The sequence below is a fragment of the Plantibacter auratus genome (assembly GCF_050587365.1).
In the GTDB taxonomy this organism is placed as follows: domain Bacteria; phylum Actinomycetota; class Actinomycetes; order Actinomycetales; family Microbacteriaceae; genus Plantibacter; species Plantibacter auratus.
The window spans coordinates 25,749-45,180 of the sequence record NZ_JBOBFV010000006.1 but is presented as its reverse complement, the minus strand read 5'-3'; the positions used below and the strand labels follow the sequence as shown (position 1 = coordinate 45,180).

Below are 19,432 nucleotides of genomic sequence, written 5' to 3'. Positions count from 1 at the left end.
AGGAGCAGTCTATGTCACGCGTCGTCGTCGGCCGAATCACCCATCGTCACGAGGGGGAGCTCGTCGTGTTCCACATCGGGATGACCATCAACCAGTGGTGGCGGGTGGACAAATGGCTCCCGATCTTCGGTGACATGCCGCGCATGCTGCAGGAGCTCATGTCCGACCCGGAGTCCGGGCTCCTCGGTTCGCACATCCTGCTCGGTTCCAGTGGCCCGTACCTCGTCCAGTACTGGTCGTCGATCGACAAGCTCTACGCCTACGCGTCGGCACCGGCCTCCGCCCATCGGCCTGCCTGGTCGCGGTTCAACAAGCGCGCCCGGTCCGCGCCGAAGGCCGTCGGCGTCTGGCACGAGACGTTCCTCGTCGACCGCGCCGAGAGCATCTACGTGTCGACGCCGTCCATGGGGCTCCCCGCGGCGACCGAGGCGGTGCCCGTCGGGTCGCGGCAGCAGCACGCGCGACAGCGGTTCGCCGACGGCCGGACCGGTGCGTCGGAGGCGTCGGCCTGACCGCTCGTGTGTTGAGATGGGCGGGTGGACCTCCAGAAGCAACCTGCCGCCGCGGCGTCGCATCCCACCCGCAACCGTCTCGGCGTCGTCGCGCTTATCCTGGGCATGCTGCTCGTCGGTCCGGTGATGATCGCGATCGGCGTCGGCCTCCGGCTGGCGGACGACCAGTTGCTGGAGACGGGGACGCGCACCACCGGCACGATCACCGAGGTGCAGGACGGTGTCGAGGCCTCCGACCTGGACTTCCGGGTCGACTACCGGTCCGCCGACGACGTCGTGCACTCGGTGTGGGAGTCCTGGGACATCAGCGACCGGCCGTCCGTCGGCGACGAGGTCGTGATCGTGTACCGGGCGACAGACCCGGGGGCGGCGGTCGTCGAGGGCTATGGGGGCGAGGGCGAGTGGATGACGGGCCTCGGAGCGGTCCTCACCGTCATCCTCGGGGGGTCAGGCGTCATGATGCTGGTGATGGCCGCCCGTGGCAGGTCGGAGCGTGCACAGGCGCGCCGTGCGGCGATCCAGGCTTCCGCCGGTCAGCGGTAGCGCGGCGGAACCGCGAGGGGAGCGGAGACGAGGGCGGCACCCTGCGGCACCTCGCCCTCGCCGCGCCGGATCGGACCGCGCAGGGCGAGGGTGATCCGCAGGCCGTCGGCGGGATCGTGCGCGGTCTCCGGCTGCTCGAAGTTCAGCGTCGGAGGGTCCTCCGAGGTGCTGTAGCTCAACAGGATCATCGAGCTCGACCCCGAGGCCCGCAGCCGAGGTCTCGAGAGACGCACCGAGGATTCGCGGACGGTCAGGACCTCGTCGCGGTGCAGGATGCGTCCGGGGCCGTTCAGCTCGTTCCCACCCGCGCGGACCGCGACCTGTGGGCCAGCGAAGCCGACGATCGCGTGGTTCATGTCGTCGGGAGCGGCGATGAGTCCGGCGGCGTCACGGAGCTCGACGACCTGCAGTCGCCAGCGGATGCGGCGGTCGACGTCGGTGCTCGTCCAGACGTCTCGCACGCTACCTCGGCCGCGGTCGAGTGGTTGCCGCACGAGGTCGGCGAACCGGACGAGCCGGGGCGGGCCCGGGTCGGCCGGTGGTCGTGACGCGACGTCGACGAGGACGAGATGAGCAGGGGTGGCAGCCGGTTCGGGTCCAGCTGCTCCGCGCATCTCGTCCTCGTCGGGTCGGGTCGGGCAGGTCGTTCAGATCGGTGGATCAGGCCTTGTCGTCGACGAGGATGTAGCCCTCTTCGCCGTGGACCACGGTGTCGATGCCGGCGATCTCGTCCTCGTTCTTCACGCGGAACCCGATCGTCTTCTCGATCGCGAAGCCGATGATGAAGGCGAGCACGAAGGAGTAGATGAGGACGGCGAACGCGGCGATCGCCTGGACGAGCAGCTGCGAAGCGTCACCACCCATGAAGAGGCCGGTGCCGTTGGCGAAGAAGCCGAGGTACAGGGTGCCGATGAGACCACCGACGAGGTGGATGCCCACGACGTCGAGCGAGTCGTCGAAGCCGAGCTTGAACTTCAGGTCGATCGCGAGCGCACAGACCGCGCCGGCGACGACACCGAGGACGATGGCCCAGATCGGGTGCAGCGAACCGCACGCCGGGGTGATGGCGACGAGACCGGCGACGGCACCCGACGCGGCACCGACGGAGGTCGGCTTGCCGTCCTTGATCTTCTCGACGACGAGCCAGGCGAGCAGGGCTGCTGCCGGGGCCGCGATGGTGTTGACGAACACGAGTGCCGCGGTGCCGTCGGCCGCCAGTTCCGAACCGGCGTTGAACCCGAACCAGCCGAACCAGAGGAGACCGGCGCCGAGGAGGACGAACGGCGGGTTGTGGGGGACGTAGGCGCCCTTCTTGAATCCGACACGACGACCGAGGACGAGCGCGAGGGCGAGCGCTGCCGCACCGGCGTTGATGTGGACCGCGGTACCACCGGCGAAGTCGATGACGCCGACGCCGAAGACGTCCTGCAGGCCGTGCGTGATCCAACCGCCGTAGGCGAAGCTGCCGTCGTCGGCGAGGCCGAAGTTGAACACCCAGCTCGCGACCGGGAAGTAGACGACGGTCGCCCAGATGCCGGCGAAGATCATCCAGGAGCCGAACTTCGCGCGGTCGGCGATGGCGCCGGAGACGAGGGCGACGGTGATGATCGCGAAGGTGGCCTGGAAGGCGACGAAGGCGAGTGGCGGGTAGGCCGCTCCCTCAGGCGTCTCGAGGGCGGCGGTCAGACCGATGTTCCCGGTGTCGATCGCCCAGGGGGCGACGGTGCCTTCGGAGCCGGGGAACGCGATCGCGTACCCGTAGAGCACCCAGAGGACGCCGATGAGGCCGAGTGCGCCGAAGCTCATCATCATCATGCTGATGACGCTCTTCGCCTTGACCAGGCCGCCGTAGAAGAACGCGAGCCCTGGTGTCATGAGCAGCACGAGTGCCGCTGATATCAGGATGAACGCTGTGTTTCCTTGATCCATTCGAGGTGCCTCTCCGCAGGGACGCGGCTGGAGCGCGTCGGGTGCGCCCAGCGTGACACCGGCGTGTTTCCGATGGCCTGTGCGCGTGTTTCCGGCACGTTGCGGAATCGGCCGCTGCGTAAACAGCACATGACGGATCGCTCGACGTACAGTGGGGGACGAACGGAAGGGAGCCCCGATGTCGACATCGAGCACACCCGAGGACGGCCCGCAGGTCGTCCGCAACGACGAGCGTCACGAGTACGAGATCCTCGTGGGGGAGCGCGTCGGAGGGATCGCCGGGTACCGGGAGGATCCGGGTCGCATCCTCTTCACCCACACCGAGATCGATCCGGACTTCGGTGGGCAGGGGCTCGGCAGCGTCCTCGCCGCCGCGGCGCTCGACGATGCGGTCGAGCGAGGACTGACGATCGTGCCGTACTGCCCCTTCATCCAGGCCTACCTCCGCAAGCACCCGGACTTCAGCGGCGAGGTGTCCTGGCCCGAGTGACCGCTCGTCATCCGGTGTGAGGCAGCCGTTCATCCGGGCCTATCTCCGCAAGCATCCGAACTTCAGCGGCGAGGTGTCCTGGCCCGAGTGACGGCTCGTCACTCGGTGCGCGGCAGCCGGAGCAGGACGGCCTCGCACCGGTAGTCCTGCGAGCTCGCCATGTCCCCGCGGAACCAGAGGAGCGAGACGGTCGAGGGGTCGCCGGGCGGGACGATCGGCCGCAGGTTGTCGACGTCCGAGCCTTCCGTGACCGGCGTCCAGGCCCAGGTCACCCCATCGTCGCCGGTGCGACCGTGGAAGATCTCGTGGTGGGCGAGCGGTTCGTCGTTCCGCGGATCGACCGGCGTCGAGACGTAGAGCGAGTCGAGGTCGTCCGGGTCGATCGCCACGAGTCCGGTGTAGTCCTGCTCGTGCGGGAGGAGGCCGGGGCCGGCGAGGGCGAGCGGATGTACCTCCCAGGAGCCGCCGGGCGTCAGGCGGGCGAACAGGAACCGGTGGTCCAGGACGGGCCGGAGTCGTTCGGTCGCCTCGTCCGGATGCGCTGGTCCGTCGTCGGCGCGGGCGGAGACGACGGCGGCCACGGTGCCGTCGGGGGCTCGTCGCACGTCGACGGTCCAGCAGTGGGAGAGTCGGTCGCCGGCCCAGCTGGCGCCGTCGGGCATTCGTGAGCCGGCGGCGACGAGGGTGGTGAGCTCGACCTGCGAGGGCGCGTCGCCACGCAACGGATGCGGGTCGACGACGGCGCCGTCGGTTCGGTGGAGCCCGTCGGCGTCGAGGAAGCCGTGGTAGACGCTGTTGTCGTAGTCGCGCGGGTGGTGGTCGGTGGTGATGAGGTCGATGCGACCGGGGGAGGAGACGTAGCGCGTGTAGCCGTTGACGTAGCCGACCTTCGGCCGGGTGAACAGCTTGCCGGCGTAGTTCCAGGTGTCGCCGTCGTCGTCCGACACGAGCGCGCACTGGTCGTCGTTGACGGCGCGGGCGAAGCAGTACAGGCGGCCGTCGAGTTCGTGGAGGTTCGAGTAGGTCACGCCGAGTCCGCCGGTGTGGGTGCTCCAATCGAACGTGTGCTCGGGCCCCCAGCGGCGTGGGTCGTGTGGTTCGCTGATGCGCCAGCGGGTGAGGTCGTCGGTCTTGTGGCGGGTGTACATCGCGAGCCAGCGCCCGTCGCGCCGCCGCCAGAGGGCCGGGACGTCGTGGTCGTCGGACTCGAGGCGTTCGTGCAGGACGACGATGTCGGCCGTGCCGGTGCGGAGGTCGACGACGGTGACCTCGACGTTGCCGCCGCGCTGCTCGCCGTCGACGCCGCCCGTTGACGCGATCGAGCCGACGACGAGGAGGTTCGAGACCGGATCGACGAGTGCGCGCTCGTCCTGGAACCAGCACCAGGCGGCGTTGTCGTTGACGACGATCGGCGTGGTGGAGGTGTCGTGTCGGCGCAGCATCGCGACCTTCCGGGTGGGGTTCCGGACGAGGTTACCGGTGCGAGCGTCCGCTCGGCAAGCGCTTTCCCGGACGTGAAGCGGTTCGGAGCGCGCTCTGGCCGGCAGAGGGGCCGGGAGCATCTCGGGTGGGTCTCCTCCGCTCACCAAGGTGTCACGACCCAGCTGCCCTTCGACAGGCTCAGGGACCGAATCGTTCCCGGTGAGCGTCTCCCGCTCGCCGAGGTGTCACGACCCAGGTGCCCTTCGACAGGCTCAGGGACCCAGGCGTTCCCGGTGGACCTTCTCCGGTCACTGAGCCTGTCGAAGTGCCCACGAGGACGCCTCATCGTTCCGGGCACACTTCTCCCGGTCACTGAGCTTGTCGAAGTGCCCACGAGGACGCCTCATCGTTCCGGGCGCACCTTCCCCGGTCACTGAGCCTGTCGAAGTGCTCACGAGGAACCCTTCGACAGGCTCAGGGACCGAAACGGTTCGGGCACACCTTTCCCGGTCACTGAGCTTGTCGAAGTGCCCATGAGGAACCCTTCGACACGTCGACAGGCTCAGCGCGGCGCAGCTCAGGGGCCGGCGGGGGTCAGAACGGCGCGGGATCCGGTTCCGTCCGATGGTGTTTCCCGTCGGGCGTTGTCCAGTCGAGTACCCCGCCGGGCTGGTGTTCGAGGTTCCATCCGGGGAGATGCTTCATCCGGTGGTGATGTCGGCAGAGACAGGCGAGGTTCCCGACATCTGTCGTCCCGCCGTCCTCCCAGGCGACCGAATGATCAAGGTCGCAGGCTCTGGCGCGCCTTCCGCAGCCTGGCGCCCGACAGGTGCCGTCCCGAAGTCGCACCGCCCGTTGGAGGTCAGCGGGAACCCGGTACTGATTCCGCCCGACCGACAAGACCGCGCCGGTTTCCGGCTGGACGAGGATCCTGGTGAAGCTCGGTGCATTGACCGCGAGCCGGGCGGCGGTCTCGGGATCGATCGGACCGTAGCCGTCGAGCATGCCGGGTGCGTCGGAGACGCCGGCCATGCTGAGCGCCGGGATCGTGATCTGCACCGTGGGCTTGATATGCTCCTGGACCTCGATCGGGTGTGGGAGCACCGGGCTCGACATCACATCTTCCGGAGTCACGCCAGTGAGTGCGAGCGCCGCCAGGGCATCTGCCTGCAGCTGGGCGCACGTGCGGGTGTCACCGGCGTTACGTGACTCCGCCGCGGCCGCCTCGATCCGCTCGGCGATGCCCTGCGCGATGGGCGCGGTGGTGAACAGGTGCACCCAGGCCATGCCATCGGCGGCCGGTTCGAACTCGACCCGGCGGTCGGCCTCGGAGCGGACCGCTCGGGCGGTGATCGATTCGGGGTGGAGGCGCTCGCGCAGGACACGGGCGCGTTGCCGGAGGTACGAGACGGTCGCACTCTCGGCGACCGGCAGCACCTGCTCGAGGAACACCGCCCGCCCAGCAGCAGGGACGTCGCAGAGCTGGTCGGTGATCACCTGCGCATGCCGCGCCGAGATGCGGCCGGCCTCCAGTGACGCGAGTACGGTTGGTGCGTCGTTCACGAGGTGCTCGGCGTCGTTCGTCGCCCGTTGGATCGTCCGCTCCGGCGTCCGGGTCGCCATCGCGAGAGCTGCACAGGTGGATCGTCGGGAGAGGGCCCGACGCTCGGCCGGCGGGAAGATGGCCGGGACCGTGGCGTCCGCGAAGGCGTCCGCGTAGGCGGCGGAGCGGGCCAGGAGGCGCGCCTTGCGTGCGTCCAGGACGGCCTGTTGCCGGTGGATCTCAGTCCACTCGTCCGAGAACTCCGCGAGCTGCGCGGCGTACTCGTCGCCTGCGCGGGTCGCGGCTGGCGTGGTCTCGGTCATGGAACAAGTCCATCATGGACCACTGACATTCCAGATGCCGAGTAGAAGCGACTGTGGAAGTTCCTCGTGTGCCCTTCGACAGGCTCAGGGACCGGAAGAGGTTGCTCAGGGACCGGAGGGGGTTGCTCAGGGACCGAGAGGGGTTGCTCAGGGACCGGGAGAGGGTCGCCGGAGCGGGAGGTTCCTCGTTTGCCCTTCGACAGGCTCAGGGACCGGCGGGGGTTGCTCGGGCGCCAGAGGGGAGTGCTCAGTGATCGGAGGGGTTGCTCAGGGGCCGGCAGAGGGATCATCGAAATGCCGCGGAGCATGCCCGAAGTCGGTCGGTCGCGCAAGTTGTTCTTGGGTGGTCATGTGTTATGCCAGGATCTCAGTACCGTGTACCTCGATCGAAAGACACCATGAGTTCCAACACCACCCCTGAATACCCCGCGACGCCGACGTACGGGCAGCCGTACGCACCCGCACCCATCCGCGGCGCCGCCTCCCCGGAGGACCTGACGCTCCCGCTCTACGGGGCGACCTTCCCGCAGGCCATCAAGCGCTACCTCCGCAAGTACGCGACCTTCACCGGCCGCGCCTCGCGGAGCGAGTACTGGTGGGCCACGCTGTTCGTCTTCCTCGTCGCGCTCATCCCGAACATCCTCTTCTTCACGGGCTTCCTGATCGGCGCGACGTCGGCTGCCGCGCAGCGCGAAGCCGTCGTGTTCGACAGCAGCCCGGGCGCACGGACGTACTACACCCAGCCCGGCATCCTCGAGATCCCCGAGGCTGCTCCGCTGATCCTGACGGGCTTCGTGCTCCTCTGCCTCATCGGACTGGCGACCATCGTCCCGAACCTGGCCCTCGCCTGGCGCCGCCTGCACGACGCCAACTTCCCCGGCCCGTTCTACTTCCTCTCGCTCATCCCCTCGATCGGTGGCCTGATCCTGTTCGTCCTCTTCCTCCTGCCCTCGAAGCCCGAGGGTCAGCGGTTCGACACGGTGCGCTGAGTCGCAACCTGGCGACCGGAACGGGCCGGTGCGGACGCAATTCGTCCGCACCGGCCCGTTCTCCATCGCGCTGGACGTGCGCGGACGCCTCAGCCTGCCGCCGCGACGTCGAGCACCCACGTGACGCCGAACCGGTCCGTCACCATGCCGAAGCCGGGGCTCCAGGCGGACGCTGCGAGCTCCTCGACGATCGAACCTCCGACGACGACTCGGTTCCAGAACACCTCGACCTCCGCGAGCGTCTCGCCACGCACCGCGACGAAGCAGGACTGTTCGGTGACCGTCGTCCCGTGCTCGCGGCGGGTCGTCCCGGTGCCGATCAGCGACGCCGCCGGAGCTCCGGGGCTGTCATACGCCATCACCCGGAAGCCGTCCTCGGATTCGACCTGACCGAAGACGACCATGTCGGCGCCCGGGGCGTCCTTCGGCATCCCGAAGTCGCTGTAGCTCGCGATCGTCGTCCGCCCACCGAAGACGGACTGGTAGAACTCCAGCGCAGCGCGGGCGTCTCCCTGGAAGTTGAGGTGGGTCGTGGTCGTGATGCTCATGTGTGCTCCTCGAGTCGTGCCGGGCTCCTCCCGGTCGAGCACCACTGTCCCAAGCGTCTAGGACAGATCGTGTCCTGCACTCGGACTACGCTCGCACCATGGCCTCACCGACCTCCAGACTCCTGCAGTTGCTCTCGCTCCTGCAGGCACGGCGCGACTGGCCGGGTGCCCTGCTCGCCGACCGGCTGGACGTCAGTCACCGCACGATCCGACGCGACGTCGACCGGCTCCGCGAGATGGGGTATCGCATCGAGGCCACGATGGGGCCGGACGGCGGATACCACCTCGACGCCGGGAGCGAGCTCCCGCCGCTGCTCTTCGATGACGAGCAGATCGTCGCGCTCACCATGGCCCTCCAGACCACGGCCGTCGCGGGATCCGGGTTCGAGGAACCCGCGCTCCGAGCACTGACGACCGTGAGACAGGTCCTGCCGTCGCGGCTGCGCCATCGACTCGACGCCCTTGACGTCACCTCGGTGCCCCGAGCCGGCGACGGAGCAACGCCGCAGGTGGCCGTGCCGGTCCTCCTCGTGCTCTCCGCAGCCATCCAGGCGCGGGAGGTGCTCCGGTTCGGGCGATCCGACGACGACCCGGAACCCCCTCGGCGCGTCGAGCCACACCACCTGGTCACCTCCCAGGGGCGCTGGTACCTCGTGGCCTGGGATCTCGACCGCGACGACTGGCGGATCTTCCGCGCCGACCGCATCGTGCCGAGGACGCCGACCGGGCCGCGGTTCCGTGCGCGCGAGGTGCCAGGTGGAGACGTGCAGACGTTCGTGGCGGCGAGGTTCAAGGGATCCGAGCAGACCGACGCCTGGCCCTGTGTCGGCACCGTCGTGCTCCACCTGCCGTTCGAGGCGGTCCGACCGTTCGTGGGCGACGGCACCGCCGAGCACCTCGGCCCGGACCGCACGCGCTACACCGCCGGCGCATGGTCGTGGGTGGCGCTCGCCGCCTCCCTCAACCGCTTCGACACCGCCATCGACGTCGTCGAGCCGCCCGAGCTCGTCACCGCGTTCGCACAGCTCGCGGAGCGCAATGCCGCGACCGCGCAGACCGTCAGCCGTGGAGCGCGTCGTCAGGCGGACCGAGACGCGCCGCGGTGAACCGGACCGTGAGACCGGCGCGCGTCGGGGCCGCGCAGAAGAGTCCCGCCTCGACGTCGGCCTCCGGGTCGAGGTGGGCGACGCGGACCAGTCGCCAGTCCTCGTCGTCCACCCGTGCGCGCACGGTGACGGCGTCGCCGTCGCGGCTCGCGCGCACGGTCACCGTTCGTCCGAGCCAGTCGGGGACCGGTGCCACCGACCAGTCGGAGGTGCCGTGCGTGACGACCGCGCCGAGCTGGGCGACCCCGTCGGACACCTCGACCCCGGCCTTGATCCACGTCGACTCGGAGGCGCGGAGGAACACGCCGGCTTGATCGAACTGCTCGGAGCCGTCGAGGACGAACGACACCTCGATCGCCGCCCGTCGCTGCATCGGCGCGATCAGCGCGTGCTCCGTGTCGTGGACGAAACCATAGGAGGTGTGCCGCCAAGCGTCGCTGCCCTCGACGGCGGTGACGAGCAGGGAACCGTCCGGTTCCGTCGTCACCGCCGCAGGGGCCGTCGTCCAACGTCCGTGCTCGGCAAGGCTCTGGAGATCCATCCGTCCATCCTGACGTATGGATGCGGGCGCTCGCCTCAGATCGCCGTGCCGAACTCGCGGATCGTGATCCCCGAGGCGGTCAGTGGGCCGCCATCGGTGTAGAGCGAGATCCCCGTGTCGCCCTCGGCGAAGTGCACCTGCTGCGAGACGACGGTGTGACCGGCGTTGACGAAGACCTCGACGCTCTGCGTGTCGACGAAGACCCGCAGGTGGACCGAGCGTGCAGCCGCGTCGATCGGTGCTGCGGCACGCGTGTACGGCTGCAGCGAGAAGCCGGCCAGGTCGGACGGTGCGCGGTCGACGTAGAGCTCGGCCCCGGCCTTCCCGATGTTGGTGTGTCGGGAGCCGTCCGCCGAGCGCCCGACGGAGAGACCGACGTTGGTCGCGGTGTCCCAAGTGAGGTCGAGCTCGATCTCGTACGCCCGGCCGCTCCAGGGCAGGACGGCGCTCCCGGTGACCGTCTGGTCCGGGAGGGAGACGGTCGAGGTAGGATACCCGGCCAGGGCGTCCACGGGTGAGCTGAGCAGGCTGTACCGACCACCGGACTGCGCCTCGAGTCGTAGCTCCCGGACGACGGAGTTCTGGCCGTTGTAGCCGTCCGAGGCGTCGGTGGGGACGTCGCGGGCCGCGTACTTCCAGTTGTTCATCCAGGCGATCGCGAGCCGGCGGTCGTCGGGCGACTCCGCCTTCGGCCAGGTGACGGCGGCGTACCAGTCCCAGCCCCAGTCCAACCACTGCGGGGTGAGGTCGTCGGCCGTGAACCGCGTCCCGTCCCAGGTGCCCGTCCAGTAGGCGTAGGTCATCGGCAGGCCGATCGAGTAGGCGTCCATGCTGGCGCCCAGCACCCAGTGCCAGCTGCCGTCACCCGCTCGCATCTGGAACAGGTCCGGGCACTCGATGCCGCCGAGGTCGTGGTTCGGGAAGTCGAAGTTGTGCTGCAGCTGCCACGTCGTGAGGTCGGGCGAGGTGTAGAAGGCCGCGTAGCGCGCCCGGCCGATGACGCAGACCCACTCGTTCCTGGCCGCGTCCCAGTGGACCTTCGGGTCCCGGAACCATTCGGCGTTCTCGATCTCCGCCGTGGTCTGGGCGGCACGTCCGTCGGTGTTCACGATCACCGGGTCGGGGAGCATCGTGAACGTGAAGCCCCCGTCCGTCGACCAGTAGAGGTACTGCTCCTGGTACTTCCGGACGCCGTCCGTAGGCTGCGTCGCGAGGGCGATGACCGCGCCCGCCCCGAAACCGGCGGTGTTCGCGGTATCGACGACGGCGGATCCCGACCACACCGGGAAGTCCGGTTGCAGCGGCATGACGGTTCCGTGGTGGGTGAAGGCGACGCCGTCGGTCGTCGTCGCGTGATCCCAACCGCCCGGGCCGTTGTTCTGGCCGGAGTGCAGGTAGTAGAGCTGGTACGCGCCGTTCGTGAACACCGGTCGTTGCGGGTCGCAGAGCCACCCCGACGGCGGCGTCATGTGGAACACCGATCTGAGGGAGGCCTGCGCCTGTGCGGTGGTCTGCGCCTGTGCGGTGAGAGGTGTGCCGGCACTCGCGAACAGGGCGAGCGCCCCGAGGCCGGCGCCCTGGAGGACGGTCCGGCGGGAGAGGTCGTGCGTCATTGCGGTTCCTTTCGTCGGTGCCGCGGGCGCGCCGAAGGCACCCGTGGCGGGATGGTGCTGGATCGTGCGGTGGAGGACTGCTCAGGCGGGCGCGTGCGCCTGGTCGGTGGCTGGCACCCGGTCGAGGACGGCGACGGCCACCGAGACGGGACTGGCGCGTTCGCTCGCGACGGTCAGCGTCGGTCGTCCGCTCCCGAGGAGGACGAGGTCGGAGACGGTGGCGAGACCGCCGTCGACGAACAGCTCGAGCAGCGGGCCGTCGAGGCTGAGGATGAGCCGCGCCGGACGGTCGCCGGCGAGCGGGACGATGCTCGTCGAGGCGAAGTCGGGGTGCACCGTGTCCATGGCACCGCCCGACCGGGCGACGGAGAGTGACGCCGCCGCCGGGTCGTGGACGATGAGGACCGCTCCGCCGGTGTCGGCCGTCAGTCGGAGCCGCAGCTCACCCGTGATCGACGGATCCCAGCGCAACTCGACCACGCCGTCGCCATCGAGCGCCAGGTCGACGGCGTCCGAGGACAGGGCGACGGTCGTCGGTTCGATCGCGGCCAGTCGTTCCCGGACGAAGGCCGGCGGCTCCTGCACGAGTCGCGGCTGGCCGTCGACCGTGGTCAAGGACAGGCGTCTGGGGAGCGACATCGCGCCCCGCCACGGCGAGGCGGGGAGGTCGGCCGCGTAGCGCCAATTGCCCATCCAGCCGAGGATCACCGCTTCGCCGTCCGGAGCGCCGTCGAACCCGACCGCCGCGTAGAAGTCCCGACCGTGGTCGAGCCGCTGCAGCTCGGCCCGCTCAGGCGTGAACACCGAGCCGTCGAAGTCGCCGACGAGATAGCTCATCGACGACCCGTCCGGGTCCTGCGCGTCGCCGATCGGGTTGGTGCTGAGGAGCAGGACCCACCGGAGCTCGTCCGGGCGGCCGTCGACCGCGAGCGGGATGAGGTCGGGGCACTCCCACACGACGCCGGTGGGACCGAACGGACCGACGGTGTTGACGTGCTCCCAGGTTCGGAGGTCGGTGGAGGAGTACACGAGGACCTGACGCTCCACGGCTTCCACCGTCAGCATGATCCAACGGAAGCCCGCGGCGTCCTCGTACCGGATGATCTTCGGGTCGCGGAAGGCGTGCGAGCCGCGGTCGAGGATCGGGTTCTCCGGGTCGCGCTGCCAGGAGAGCCCGTCGTCGTCACTGGTCGCCCGGGACTGCGCCTGCCGACCGTCGGTGGACACGCTCGTGTAGTACGCCGTGAGGCGCCCGTCGGGACCCGCGGCGACCACCGATCCCGAGTACACCTGCTCCTCGGCGGTGTACCGCAGGGCTACCGGATGCTCGTCCCAGTGCTGCAGGTCGACGCTCGAGGCGTGACCCCAGCTCATGTTGCCCCAGTCGCTGCCCTCCGGGTTGTACTGGAAGAACGCGTGCCACCGCCCGCGGTGGAAGACCAAGCCGTTCGGGTCGTTCATCCAGTTCCGCTCGGGCGTCAGGTGGAAGCCGGGCCGTGGAAGGGCGTGCTGTTCGTCGTGCACGGTCGCGCCCTCAGACGGAGTGCCGCGGGACGGCCGGGCAGGCGATGAGCTGCGGCCCGGCGGGCAGCGCGGCGTCGAGACCGAGCAGCCGACGGACACCGGCCGCCCCGAGCTCGTAGTGGGGGAGGGCGACCGTCGACAGCGGTGGCCGGAGGTGGGCGGCGATGACGTCCTGGTTGTCGAACCCCATGACGGCCATGTCGTCGGGGATCCGCAGTCCGTGCTCCCGCAGTCCGTCGTAGAGTCCCATCGCGACACGGTCGTTGTGGCAGAACACCGCGGTGGCGCCCGAGTCGACGACCTCGGCGGTCGCCGCGTACCCGCCCTCCTGCTCCGGTGAGGCCGGGAACACGAGGGCGTCGTCGAAGGCCACCCCCGCCGCCTGCAACGCCGAGCGGTACCCGGCGAGCCGGCCGGTCTGTGCCGGTGAGGGGGTCGTCGTGTTGACGAACGCGATCCGTCGGTGACCGGCCGCGAGCAGCGCCTCGGTCGCGGTCCGCCCGCCCTGCTCCTCGTCGGGGACGACGGCCGGGAGCCCGCTGCCGGCGGCGTAGCAGTCGACGAGCACGGTGTCGGTCTGGAGGAGCGCCTCCGGCACGGTGATCTCGTGGTGGAACCAGGTCGAGTAGAGGATCCCGCGGACCTGGTGCTCGAGCATCATCGCGATGGCCTCCTCCTCGGCGGCCGTGTTGCCGTCGGTGTTGGCGACGAGCAGGACGTAGCCGTGGCGCCACGCCTCGTCTTGGGCGCCGTGGATGATCTGGCCGGCGAACGGGGTCGTCGCGATCGCGTCGGCGACGAGGCCGATGAACCGGGAGTGCCCCTGGGACAGCGTCTTCGCGAGGGCGTTCGGCCGGTAGCCGAGCTCCGCCACCGCCTCGTGCACCCGACGTTTCGCGTCCTCGCCGATCCGCGACCCCGGCTTGTCGTTGACGACGTGCGAGACGGTCGCCACGGAGACGCCGGCGGCCTTCGCGACGTCGCGCATCGTGATGCCCGAGGTGTTCTTCGGATGGTCCGCGCCGGGCTTCGGCTGGTCCGTGGTGCTCATCCCTTGGTCGCTCCGCTCTCGAGGCCGCTGATCATCGCTTTGTTCAACACGAGGAACACCAGCAGCAGCGGTGTGACCGTGACGCAGACGGCGGCGAACGTCGCCGTCCAATCAGTGTTCCCCATCGCCCCGATGTAGTTCTGCAGGCCGAGCGGGATGGTCTTCAATCCGTCCGAGAGCACGAAGGTGTTCGCGAAGATGAAGTCGTTCCAGATGAAGATGCTGTTGACGAGCACGACGGTGATGATCGTGTTGACCGAGAGCGGGAACGTGATCTGGCCGAAGATCCGGTACGGGCCCGCCCCGTCGAGCGACGCGGCCTCGTACATCTCCCTCGGGATGTACTCGTAGAACGACGAGAACAGGTACACCGCCATCGGCAGGGCGAACGCCGCCAGCGGGATGATCATCGACAGGTGGGTGTCGAGCAGGCCGACCTGCGAGTAGTCGATGAACAGCGGGACGAGCGCGATCTGCACGGGCACGATGATCCCGAGGAGGAACAGACCGCGGACGAGTCCGCTGAACCGGAATCCGAGGACCTGGAGCGCGTACGCCGCCATCATGCCGGCGATGACGATCAGGGCGCTCGACCCGAGGGTGACGATCAGGCTGTTGACGATGTTCAGCCCGAGGTTGCCGGTGGAGAACGCCCGCGCGTAGTTGTCGAGCGTCCACTCGGACGGTAGCGCGAAGGGGTTGCCACCGGCGAAGTCCGCCGCCGTCCGGAAGCTCGTGAGCAGCAGCCAGACGAGCGGGTAGACCTGGACGAGCACGATCGCGACGACGGTCACGGTGAGGATCGTCCGCTGCACCCGCACGCGCGGGGTGTGCCGGGGTTTCCGCTTCGGTGTCGGCGCTACCGGGGGCGCGACGTGTTCGGTCGGCCGGGCGGGGAGGGTGGCGGTCATGACTTGTCCTTCCGTCGGAGCAGCAGGAAGATGAGGCCGACGGCGACGAGACACTCGACGACGATGAACATGGAGATCGCGCTGGCGTAGCCGTAGTCCGTGTGGACGAACGCCGTCTTGTACATGTACGTGGTCAGCAGCTCGGACGACTGACCGGGACCGCCGTTCGTCAGCAGGTACGGGATGTCGAAGCCACGGAGGGCGAAGGTCGTCGCCATGACCGTCGTCGTGATCCACACCGGCCGGATGTACGGGAAGCGGATCCGCCAGAAGATCTGCCACCAGGAGGCGCCGTCCAGCCTGGCGGCCTCCTCGAGGTCGCGGGGTACGGCCATGAGGGCGGCATAGATGATGAGCATGTACAGGCCGGTGAACCGCCAGCCCTCCGGGATCGACACGGCCGCGAGGACGGTCTGCACGTTCGACAGCCAGGCCGTCTGGAGGTCGCCGAGGCCGACCCACGCGAGCAGCTGGTTGATCAGCCCGACCGGTTCGAGCGCGTACAGCCGCTGGAACAGGATGGCGATCGCGACCGTGGAGATGACGGCCGGCAGGAGGTAGAGCGTCTTGACGAGCTCGCGGGCCCGGGGGAGGGCCGTGAGCAGCCCGGCGACGAGGAGCGCGCCGCCGAGCTGGAGCACCAGACAGATCGCGAGGTAGCCGAGGGCGTTGCCGAAGGAGGTCCAGAACACGTCGTCCCGGGTGAGCATCTTGACGTAGTTGTCGAGTCCGACGAACGCCATGTCCGTGATGCCGTCCCACGAGAAGAGGCTGAGGAACAGCGACTGCACGATCGGCAGGAGCACCGCGACACCGTAGAGGACGAGCGGCGGCACGAGGAACACGAGCACCGACAGGGTCGACCGGCGGGGCAGCATCGAGGTGGACATCGGCTTCCGCCGCCGCGGTGGGCGGGCCGGTGCCGCGCCCACCGCGCTCTGGGTGAGCTCAGTCATCGACGTTCTCCGTGAGGGCCGCATCCATCGTCGTGATGAACTCGTCCGGCGTGATGTCGCCCTGCACGAGCAGGGTCAGCTCCTGCTGGAGTCGGGTGTTCGTGGCCGGGTCGAGCTGGGTGTCCCAGGGCATCGCGATCGCCGGTCCGACGCCGTCGGCCTGCGCCACGGAGCTCGCGTACAGCTCGGTCGCGTTCGCGGGGACGGTGGTCTGCGCGGAGGTCGTCGGCGACAGCGCGCCAGTCGCCGCGTAGAGCTCCGGGTAGCGCTCGAGGGCGAATGCGAGGAAGTCGCGCACGAGCGGGTCGTACGTCTTCGCGTTCACCGCCATGCCGATGCCGGAGGGGGTGACGTACTCGTTGTCGGCCGTGACGGCACCGTCGATGGTCGGCAGCGTGAAGGTGCCGACCGCGTCACGGACGCCGGGGTCGAGCGCATCCGTCGCGAGGTTCGAGAGCTCCCAGGTGCCGATGTTGTAGACCGCGGCCTTCCCCGAGGTGAAGAGCGCCTGCGCGTCCGCGTAACCGGTCGAGGAGAAGCCCTCCTGGAAGCAGCCGGCCTGCCCGAGGTCGTACAGCCACTCGGCCGCGGCCTGTCCTGCCGGGTCTGAGAAGGAGGCCTTCCCGGCCTTCAGGTCCTGGATGTACTCGGGACCCGCCATCCGGAACGGGTAGTAGGCCATGTAGCGCTCGAGCGGCCACTGGTCCTGACCGTCGAGTGCGATCGGGGTGACGCCCTTGGCGCGGAGCGCCTTGCACATGGCGGGGAAGTCGTCGAGCGTGGCCGGGACGGTGACGCCGGCGTCCTCGAGCAGGGAGCGGTTGTACCAGAAGAACTCCAGCTGGAACTCGAACGGCACCATGTACAGCGAGCCGTCGTCGAACCGCTGGTAGTTGAGCGCCGCCTCGCGGTAGGAGTCGGCGAGCCCGAGGTCCTCGAGGAGCAGGTCGACGTCGACCATCCGGCCCTGCTTCGCGAGCTTCTGCGCGAACGGGGTCGCGTCGGTGTCGAAGAGCTCGGGGAGCTTGTTCGCGGCCGCGAGGGTCTCGTACTTCTGGATGTAGGACGGGCGGTCGGGCGTCGTGATGAGGTTCAGCGAGAAGCCGGGGTGGTCCTTCGCGTACTCGTCGGCGATCTGCTCCATGGCGGTGATCACCCCGCCGTCGGCCGGGCGGGAGAGCAGCCACGAGATCTCGCGGGGGACGATGTCGCCCTTCGGGTCGACGTCGGTCGGATCCGTGGCACTCGATCCGCCGGCACAGCCGGAGAGGGCGAGTGCTGCAGCGGCGACGAGCGCCACGAAGGCGGTGTTGCGGGTGGGGCGCATGGTGCGGGGGCGTGCGGTGGTTGGCATGGTCGGAATCTCCGTTGATCGATCACAGGTGGGTACGGGTGTGCGGGTGGTGGTGCAGCAGGGTGGAGCGTGGTGTCGGGATCAGGACGTGGTGCTGGTGAGGAGTCGGTGTGACGGGGAGTCGTCGTCGGAGTCGCCGCCGTCGCGTTCCAGGAGCGTGCACGCCTCGACGGTGACGGTCCCTTCACCGACGAAGACGCCGACGCGACCGGTCGGTCGGTCGTAGAGGCGGGCGCTGAGGACGACCGCATCGTCGACGGTCGCGACGCAGAGGTCACCGTCGACGATCACTTCGAGCTCGTGCAAGCCGGGGGCGAGGTGGCAGGGGCGTTCGAGTTCGACGACGAACGGGACGTCGCCCGAGATCTGCCACTGCTCCGTGCCGGTGCTGGAGCGCGGCCAGCGGTCGAACACGAGGCGGTCGCGCTTCGGCTCCAGGCGCAGGACGTAGCCCTCGTCGCCGTCGTCGCTCGCCCGGAGGAGGACGCCGCACTCGGTCGTGCCGGGGGCGATGTCGAACCGGGCGACCAGTCGGAAGGAACTCGGTGCGTCCACGTCCGAGAGGGCATCGGCGTACCCGTCGGGGGCGCTCAGAACCGTGCCCGAGGTGATGACGGCGTCCGTCCGCTCCTCGGCGGGTCCGAACGTCTCGCGGAGTTCGACCGGCGGATGGAAGGCGAGGGTGCCGTCGGCACGCTGCTCCGCTTCGAGGACCGACATGGTGCCGGCCCACTGCCAGGCACCCGCGTCGTGGGCTCCCTCACGCGAGGCGATCCAGCCGAAGAAGAACCGGCGTCCGTCGCGGGCGGCGGACTTCGCCGCGTAGTAGGCGCGTCCGTCGAGCGTGTCGTGCTCGGGGACGAGCCAGGGGCCGTGCAGGGTGCGCGACATCCGGTAGCGCGTCGTGAACGACTCACTGAACTCGGAGTACACGAGGTACCACCAGTCGCCCCATTGGAAGACCTCGGGGCACTCGTGGGCGATGTAGCGGCGCGGGTTCCAGAACGGCTCGACGGGTTCCCAGGTCGAGAGGTCCGTGGAGGTGCACTGGGCGATGACGCCGCGACGCCGTTCCGGGCCGTGTGCGTGTCGGGCGGTGATGAGCATCCGCCAGACGGCCGCGTCCTCGTCCCAGAAGACGAAGGGATCCCGCCAGTCGGCGGTCTCATATCCTGCGGTGGCGCCGAAGGTGTCGGCCTCCCGGCGCTCCCAGGTGCGCATGCCGTCGGTGCTGATGGCGTGCATCACCACTTGCAACGCCAGACCGTCGGCACCGCGGCGGTCGGGGTTCTGACCCGTGTAGAAGACGTGGTGGGCGCCCTCGGGGCCCCGGACGATGCTGCCGGTGTAGACGTTGAAGTCCGGTGCGGACGGTCCGCCCGACGCCAGCGCCTCACCGAGGTCGTCGACGTCGACGAGGTTCCGGGTGGTCACGCGATGCCATGGCATACCGATCTTCGGCATGCGGCGTGACTCATGCAGGTAGAGCAGGTGGAAGACGCCGTCCTCCTGCCAGGGGATGATGTCTCCGACCCATGCGCCGTTCGGCTGGTGGAACCCTCGTTGGTTCATGACGTCCTCTGCAGTGAGTGGTTAATCGGTTACGCAGTTACCGTAGCGGGACGCCGAGAAGGTGGTCAAGCGGTTAAGCAAAGTTAAGCAGCTCGATCGTCAACTTGCCTCATGTGAAATTCGAACGTATGTTCGACACATGACCCGCCCGCGTCCGATCCGCCTCGACCACGACACGTGGCTCGTGATGCGGAACGACCCGGTGATCCCGAAGGCGGTCATCGAACGGCGCCGCGATCGGGGTGGTGCCGACGCGTACTTCGTCATCGCCTGGGACATCGATCCGCTCAAGCGGGTGTTGATGAGTGTGCAACCGAGCCTGGAACGCGCCGACGCCCTCGTGCGGTACGACGTACCGCGCACTACCTCCGACCGCGACGGACCACCCAACGGGCTCAAGGCCACCCCGCGCTGATCCGCGGGCTCGGCAACCGCCCAGCAGACCCATCGACGACGTATGGACGGCTCATAGGGAGCCCATAGCCGGCACGCCGATGCTCGTCTC

The 19,432-nt window shown here is 69.2% G+C and carries 19 protein-coding genes; 6 read left to right on the top strand and 13 right to left on the bottom strand.

The genetic code is table 11. The annotated features are described in order from the left end of the window. Window positions 1–11: 11 nt before the first annotated feature. The gene (locus tag ACQ3HE_RS18845) at window positions 12–512 is read left to right on the top strand and encodes a DUF4188 domain-containing protein (RefSeq protein ID WP_079002952.1); all 501 of its coding nucleotides are present in this window, start codon (window positions 12–14) and stop codon (window positions 510–512) included. Between the two features lie 24 nt (window positions 513–536). After that, on the top strand, window positions 537–1,055 hold the full coding sequence (locus ACQ3HE_RS18840; RefSeq protein WP_430893884.1) for a DUF3592 domain-containing protein: 519 nt from the start codon (window positions 537–539) through the stop codon (window positions 1,053–1,055). On the opposite strand, the gene ACQ3HE_RS18835 is transcribed toward ACQ3HE_RS18840, so the two are convergent. Both ACQ3HE_RS18835 and ACQ3HE_RS18830 read right to left on the bottom strand, forming a co-directional pair. After that, complete coding sequence (locus ACQ3HE_RS18835) at window positions 1,046–1,669, bottom strand: hypothetical protein (RefSeq protein ID WP_430893882.1); 624 nt, start codon at window positions 1,667–1,669, stop codon at window positions 1,046–1,048. The genes ACQ3HE_RS18840 and ACQ3HE_RS18835 overlap by 10 nt on opposite strands. Window positions 1,670–1,715: 46 nt before the next feature. Continuing rightward, window positions 1,716–2,984, bottom strand: a complete 1,269-nt coding sequence (locus ACQ3HE_RS18830) for an ammonium transporter (RefSeq protein WP_137243501.1) — start codon at window positions 2,982–2,984, stop codon at window positions 1,716–1,718. 178 nt (window positions 2,985–3,162) lie between these two features. On the opposite strand from ACQ3HE_RS18830, the gene ACQ3HE_RS18825 reads away from it, so the two are divergent. Beyond that, window positions 3,163–3,474, top strand: a complete 312-nt coding sequence (locus ACQ3HE_RS18825; RefSeq protein WP_430893880.1) for a GNAT family N-acetyltransferase — start codon at window positions 3,163–3,165, stop codon at window positions 3,472–3,474. 98 nt (window positions 3,475–3,572) lie between these two features. Here ACQ3HE_RS18825 and ACQ3HE_RS18820 read toward each other — a convergent pair whose 3' ends face one another. After that, window positions 3,573–4,916 carry a BNR-4 repeat-containing protein gene (locus tag ACQ3HE_RS18820; RefSeq protein ID WP_430893878.1) on the bottom strand — a complete coding sequence of 448 codons (1,344 nt, stop codon included), beginning with the start codon at window positions 4,914–4,916 and terminating at the stop codon, window positions 3,573–3,575. A gap of 574 nt (window positions 4,917–5,490) precedes the next feature. Beyond that, window positions 5,491–6,762 carry an HNH endonuclease signature motif containing protein gene (locus ACQ3HE_RS18815; RefSeq protein WP_430893876.1) on the bottom strand — a complete coding sequence of 424 codons (1,272 nt, stop codon included), beginning with the start codon at window positions 6,760–6,762 and terminating at the stop codon, window positions 5,491–5,493. Between the two features lie 398 nt (window positions 6,763–7,160). Here ACQ3HE_RS18815 and ACQ3HE_RS18810 point away from each other — a divergent pair, with 398 nt between their 5' ends. After that, complete coding sequence (locus ACQ3HE_RS18810; RefSeq protein WP_137243498.1) at window positions 7,161–7,751, top strand: DUF805 domain-containing protein; 591 nt, start codon at window positions 7,161–7,163, stop codon at window positions 7,749–7,751. A gap of 89 nt (window positions 7,752–7,840) precedes the next feature. Here the strand turns inward: ACQ3HE_RS18810 and ACQ3HE_RS18805 are convergent, their stop codons facing one another. After that, on the bottom strand, window positions 7,841–8,299 hold the full coding sequence (locus ACQ3HE_RS18805; RefSeq protein WP_430893874.1) for a VOC family protein: 459 nt from the start codon (window positions 8,297–8,299) through the stop codon (window positions 7,841–7,843). A gap of 98 nt (window positions 8,300–8,397) precedes the next feature. Here ACQ3HE_RS18805 and ACQ3HE_RS18800 point away from each other — a divergent pair, with 98 nt between their 5' ends. Beyond that, entirely contained in the window at window positions 8,398–9,405 is a 1,008-nt protein-coding gene (locus tag ACQ3HE_RS18800; RefSeq protein ID WP_430893872.1) for a helix-turn-helix transcriptional regulator, read from the top strand. Here the strand turns inward: ACQ3HE_RS18800 and ACQ3HE_RS18795 are convergent. From ACQ3HE_RS18795 to ACQ3HE_RS18760, 8 genes are all read right to left on the bottom strand, one after another. After that, entirely contained in the window at window positions 9,359–9,946 is a 588-nt protein-coding gene (locus tag ACQ3HE_RS18795; protein WP_430893870.1) for a DUF1349 domain-containing protein, read from the bottom strand. The two genes, ACQ3HE_RS18800 and ACQ3HE_RS18795, sit on opposite strands and share 47 nt — an antisense overlap. A gap of 35 nt (window positions 9,947–9,981) precedes the next feature. Then, on the bottom strand, window positions 9,982–11,559 hold the full coding sequence (locus tag ACQ3HE_RS18790; RefSeq protein WP_430893868.1) for a glycoside hydrolase family 32 protein: 1,578 nt from the start codon (window positions 11,557–11,559) through the stop codon (window positions 9,982–9,984). A gap of 81 nt (window positions 11,560–11,640) precedes the next feature. Further along, window positions 11,641–13,083, bottom strand: a complete 1,443-nt coding sequence (locus tag ACQ3HE_RS18785) for a glycoside hydrolase family 32 protein (RefSeq protein ID WP_430893866.1) — start codon at window positions 13,081–13,083, stop codon at window positions 11,641–11,643. Between the two features lie 10 nt (window positions 13,084–13,093). Beyond that, window positions 13,094–14,134 carry a LacI family DNA-binding transcriptional regulator gene (locus ACQ3HE_RS18780; RefSeq protein WP_430893864.1) on the bottom strand — a complete coding sequence of 347 codons (1,041 nt, stop codon included), beginning with the start codon at window positions 14,132–14,134 and terminating at the stop codon, window positions 13,094–13,096. After that, window positions 14,131–15,045: a carbohydrate ABC transporter permease gene (locus ACQ3HE_RS18775; RefSeq protein WP_430893862.1), complete on the bottom strand. Its 915-nt coding sequence runs from the start codon at window positions 15,043–15,045 to the stop codon at window positions 14,131–14,133. The genes ACQ3HE_RS18780 and ACQ3HE_RS18775 overlap by 4 nt, the downstream gene beginning before the upstream one ends. Next, window positions 15,042–15,923, bottom strand: coding sequence for a carbohydrate ABC transporter permease (locus ACQ3HE_RS18770; RefSeq protein WP_056013507.1), 882 nt, complete (start codon window positions 15,921–15,923; stop codon window positions 15,042–15,044). Before ACQ3HE_RS18770 ends, ACQ3HE_RS18775 begins: the two co-directional genes overlap by 4 nt. Window positions 15,924–15,993: 70 nt before the next feature. Beyond that, entirely contained in the window at window positions 15,994–17,355 is a 1,362-nt protein-coding gene (locus tag ACQ3HE_RS18765; RefSeq protein WP_430893860.1) for an ABC transporter substrate-binding protein, read from the bottom strand. Window positions 17,356–17,436: 81 nt separating this feature from the next. Continuing rightward, window positions 17,437–18,927: a glycoside hydrolase gene (locus ACQ3HE_RS18760; RefSeq protein WP_430893858.1), complete on the bottom strand. Its 1,491-nt coding sequence runs from the start codon at window positions 18,925–18,927 to the stop codon at window positions 17,437–17,439. Between the two features lie 139 nt (window positions 18,928–19,066). Between ACQ3HE_RS18760 and ACQ3HE_RS18755 the strand changes: the two genes are divergently transcribed. Beyond that, window positions 19,067–19,342, top strand: coding sequence for a hypothetical protein (locus ACQ3HE_RS18755; protein WP_079706952.1), 276 nt, complete (start codon window positions 19,067–19,069; stop codon window positions 19,340–19,342). Window positions 19,343–19,432 lie beyond the last annotated feature (90 nt).

Coding starts and splice junctions, on each gene's coding strand:
- ACQ3HE_RS18845 (WP_079002952.1), top strand. CDS start 12: ATGTCACGCGTCGTCGTCGGCCGAATCACCCATCGTCACGAGGGGGAG.
- ACQ3HE_RS18835 (WP_430893882.1), bottom strand. CDS start 1,669: ATGCGCGGAGCAGCTGGACCCGAACCGGCTGCCACCCCTGCTCATCTC.
- ACQ3HE_RS18830 (WP_137243501.1), bottom strand. CDS start 2,984: ATGGATCAAGGAAACACAGCGTTCATCCTGATATCAGCGGCACTCGTG.
- ACQ3HE_RS18825 (WP_430893880.1), top strand. CDS start 3,163: ATGTCGACATCGAGCACACCCGAGGACGGCCCGCAGGTCGTCCGCAAC.
- ACQ3HE_RS18820 (WP_430893878.1), bottom strand. CDS start 4,916: ATGCTGCGCCGACACGACACCTCCACCACGCCGATCGTCGTCAACGAC.
- ACQ3HE_RS18815 (WP_430893876.1), bottom strand. CDS start 6,762: ATGACCGAGACCACGCCAGCCGCGACCCGCGCAGGCGACGAGTACGCC.
- ACQ3HE_RS18810 (WP_137243498.1), top strand. CDS start 7,161: ATGAGTTCCAACACCACCCCTGAATACCCCGCGACGCCGACGTACGGG.
- ACQ3HE_RS18805 (WP_430893874.1), bottom strand. CDS start 8,299: ATGAGCATCACGACCACGACCCACCTCAACTTCCAGGGAGACGCCCGC.
- ACQ3HE_RS18800 (WP_430893872.1), top strand. CDS start 8,398: ATGGCCTCACCGACCTCCAGACTCCTGCAGTTGCTCTCGCTCCTGCAG.
- ACQ3HE_RS18795 (WP_430893870.1), bottom strand. CDS start 9,946: ATGGATCTCCAGAGCCTTGCCGAGCACGGACGTTGGACGACGGCCCCT.
- ACQ3HE_RS18790 (WP_430893868.1), bottom strand. CDS start 11,559: ATGACGCACGACCTCTCCCGCCGGACCGTCCTCCAGGGCGCCGGCCTC.
- ACQ3HE_RS18780 (WP_430893864.1), bottom strand. CDS start 14,134: ATGAGCACCACGGACCAGCCGAAGCCCGGCGCGGACCATCCGAAGAAC.
- ACQ3HE_RS18775 (WP_430893862.1), bottom strand. CDS start 15,045: ATGACCGCCACCCTCCCCGCCCGGCCGACCGAACACGTCGCGCCCCCG.
- ACQ3HE_RS18770 (WP_056013507.1), bottom strand. CDS start 15,923: ATGCTGCCCCGCCGGTCGACCCTGTCGGTGCTCGTGTTCCTCGTGCCG.
- ACQ3HE_RS18765 (WP_430893860.1), bottom strand. CDS start 17,355: ATGCCAACCACCGCACGCCCCCGCACCATGCGCCCCACCCGCAACACC.
- ACQ3HE_RS18760 (WP_430893858.1), bottom strand. CDS start 18,927: ATGAACCAACGAGGGTTCCACCAGCCGAACGGCGCATGGGTCGGAGAC.
- ACQ3HE_RS18755 (WP_079706952.1), top strand. CDS start 19,067: ATGACCCGCCCGCGTCCGATCCGCCTCGACCACGACACGTGGCTCGTG.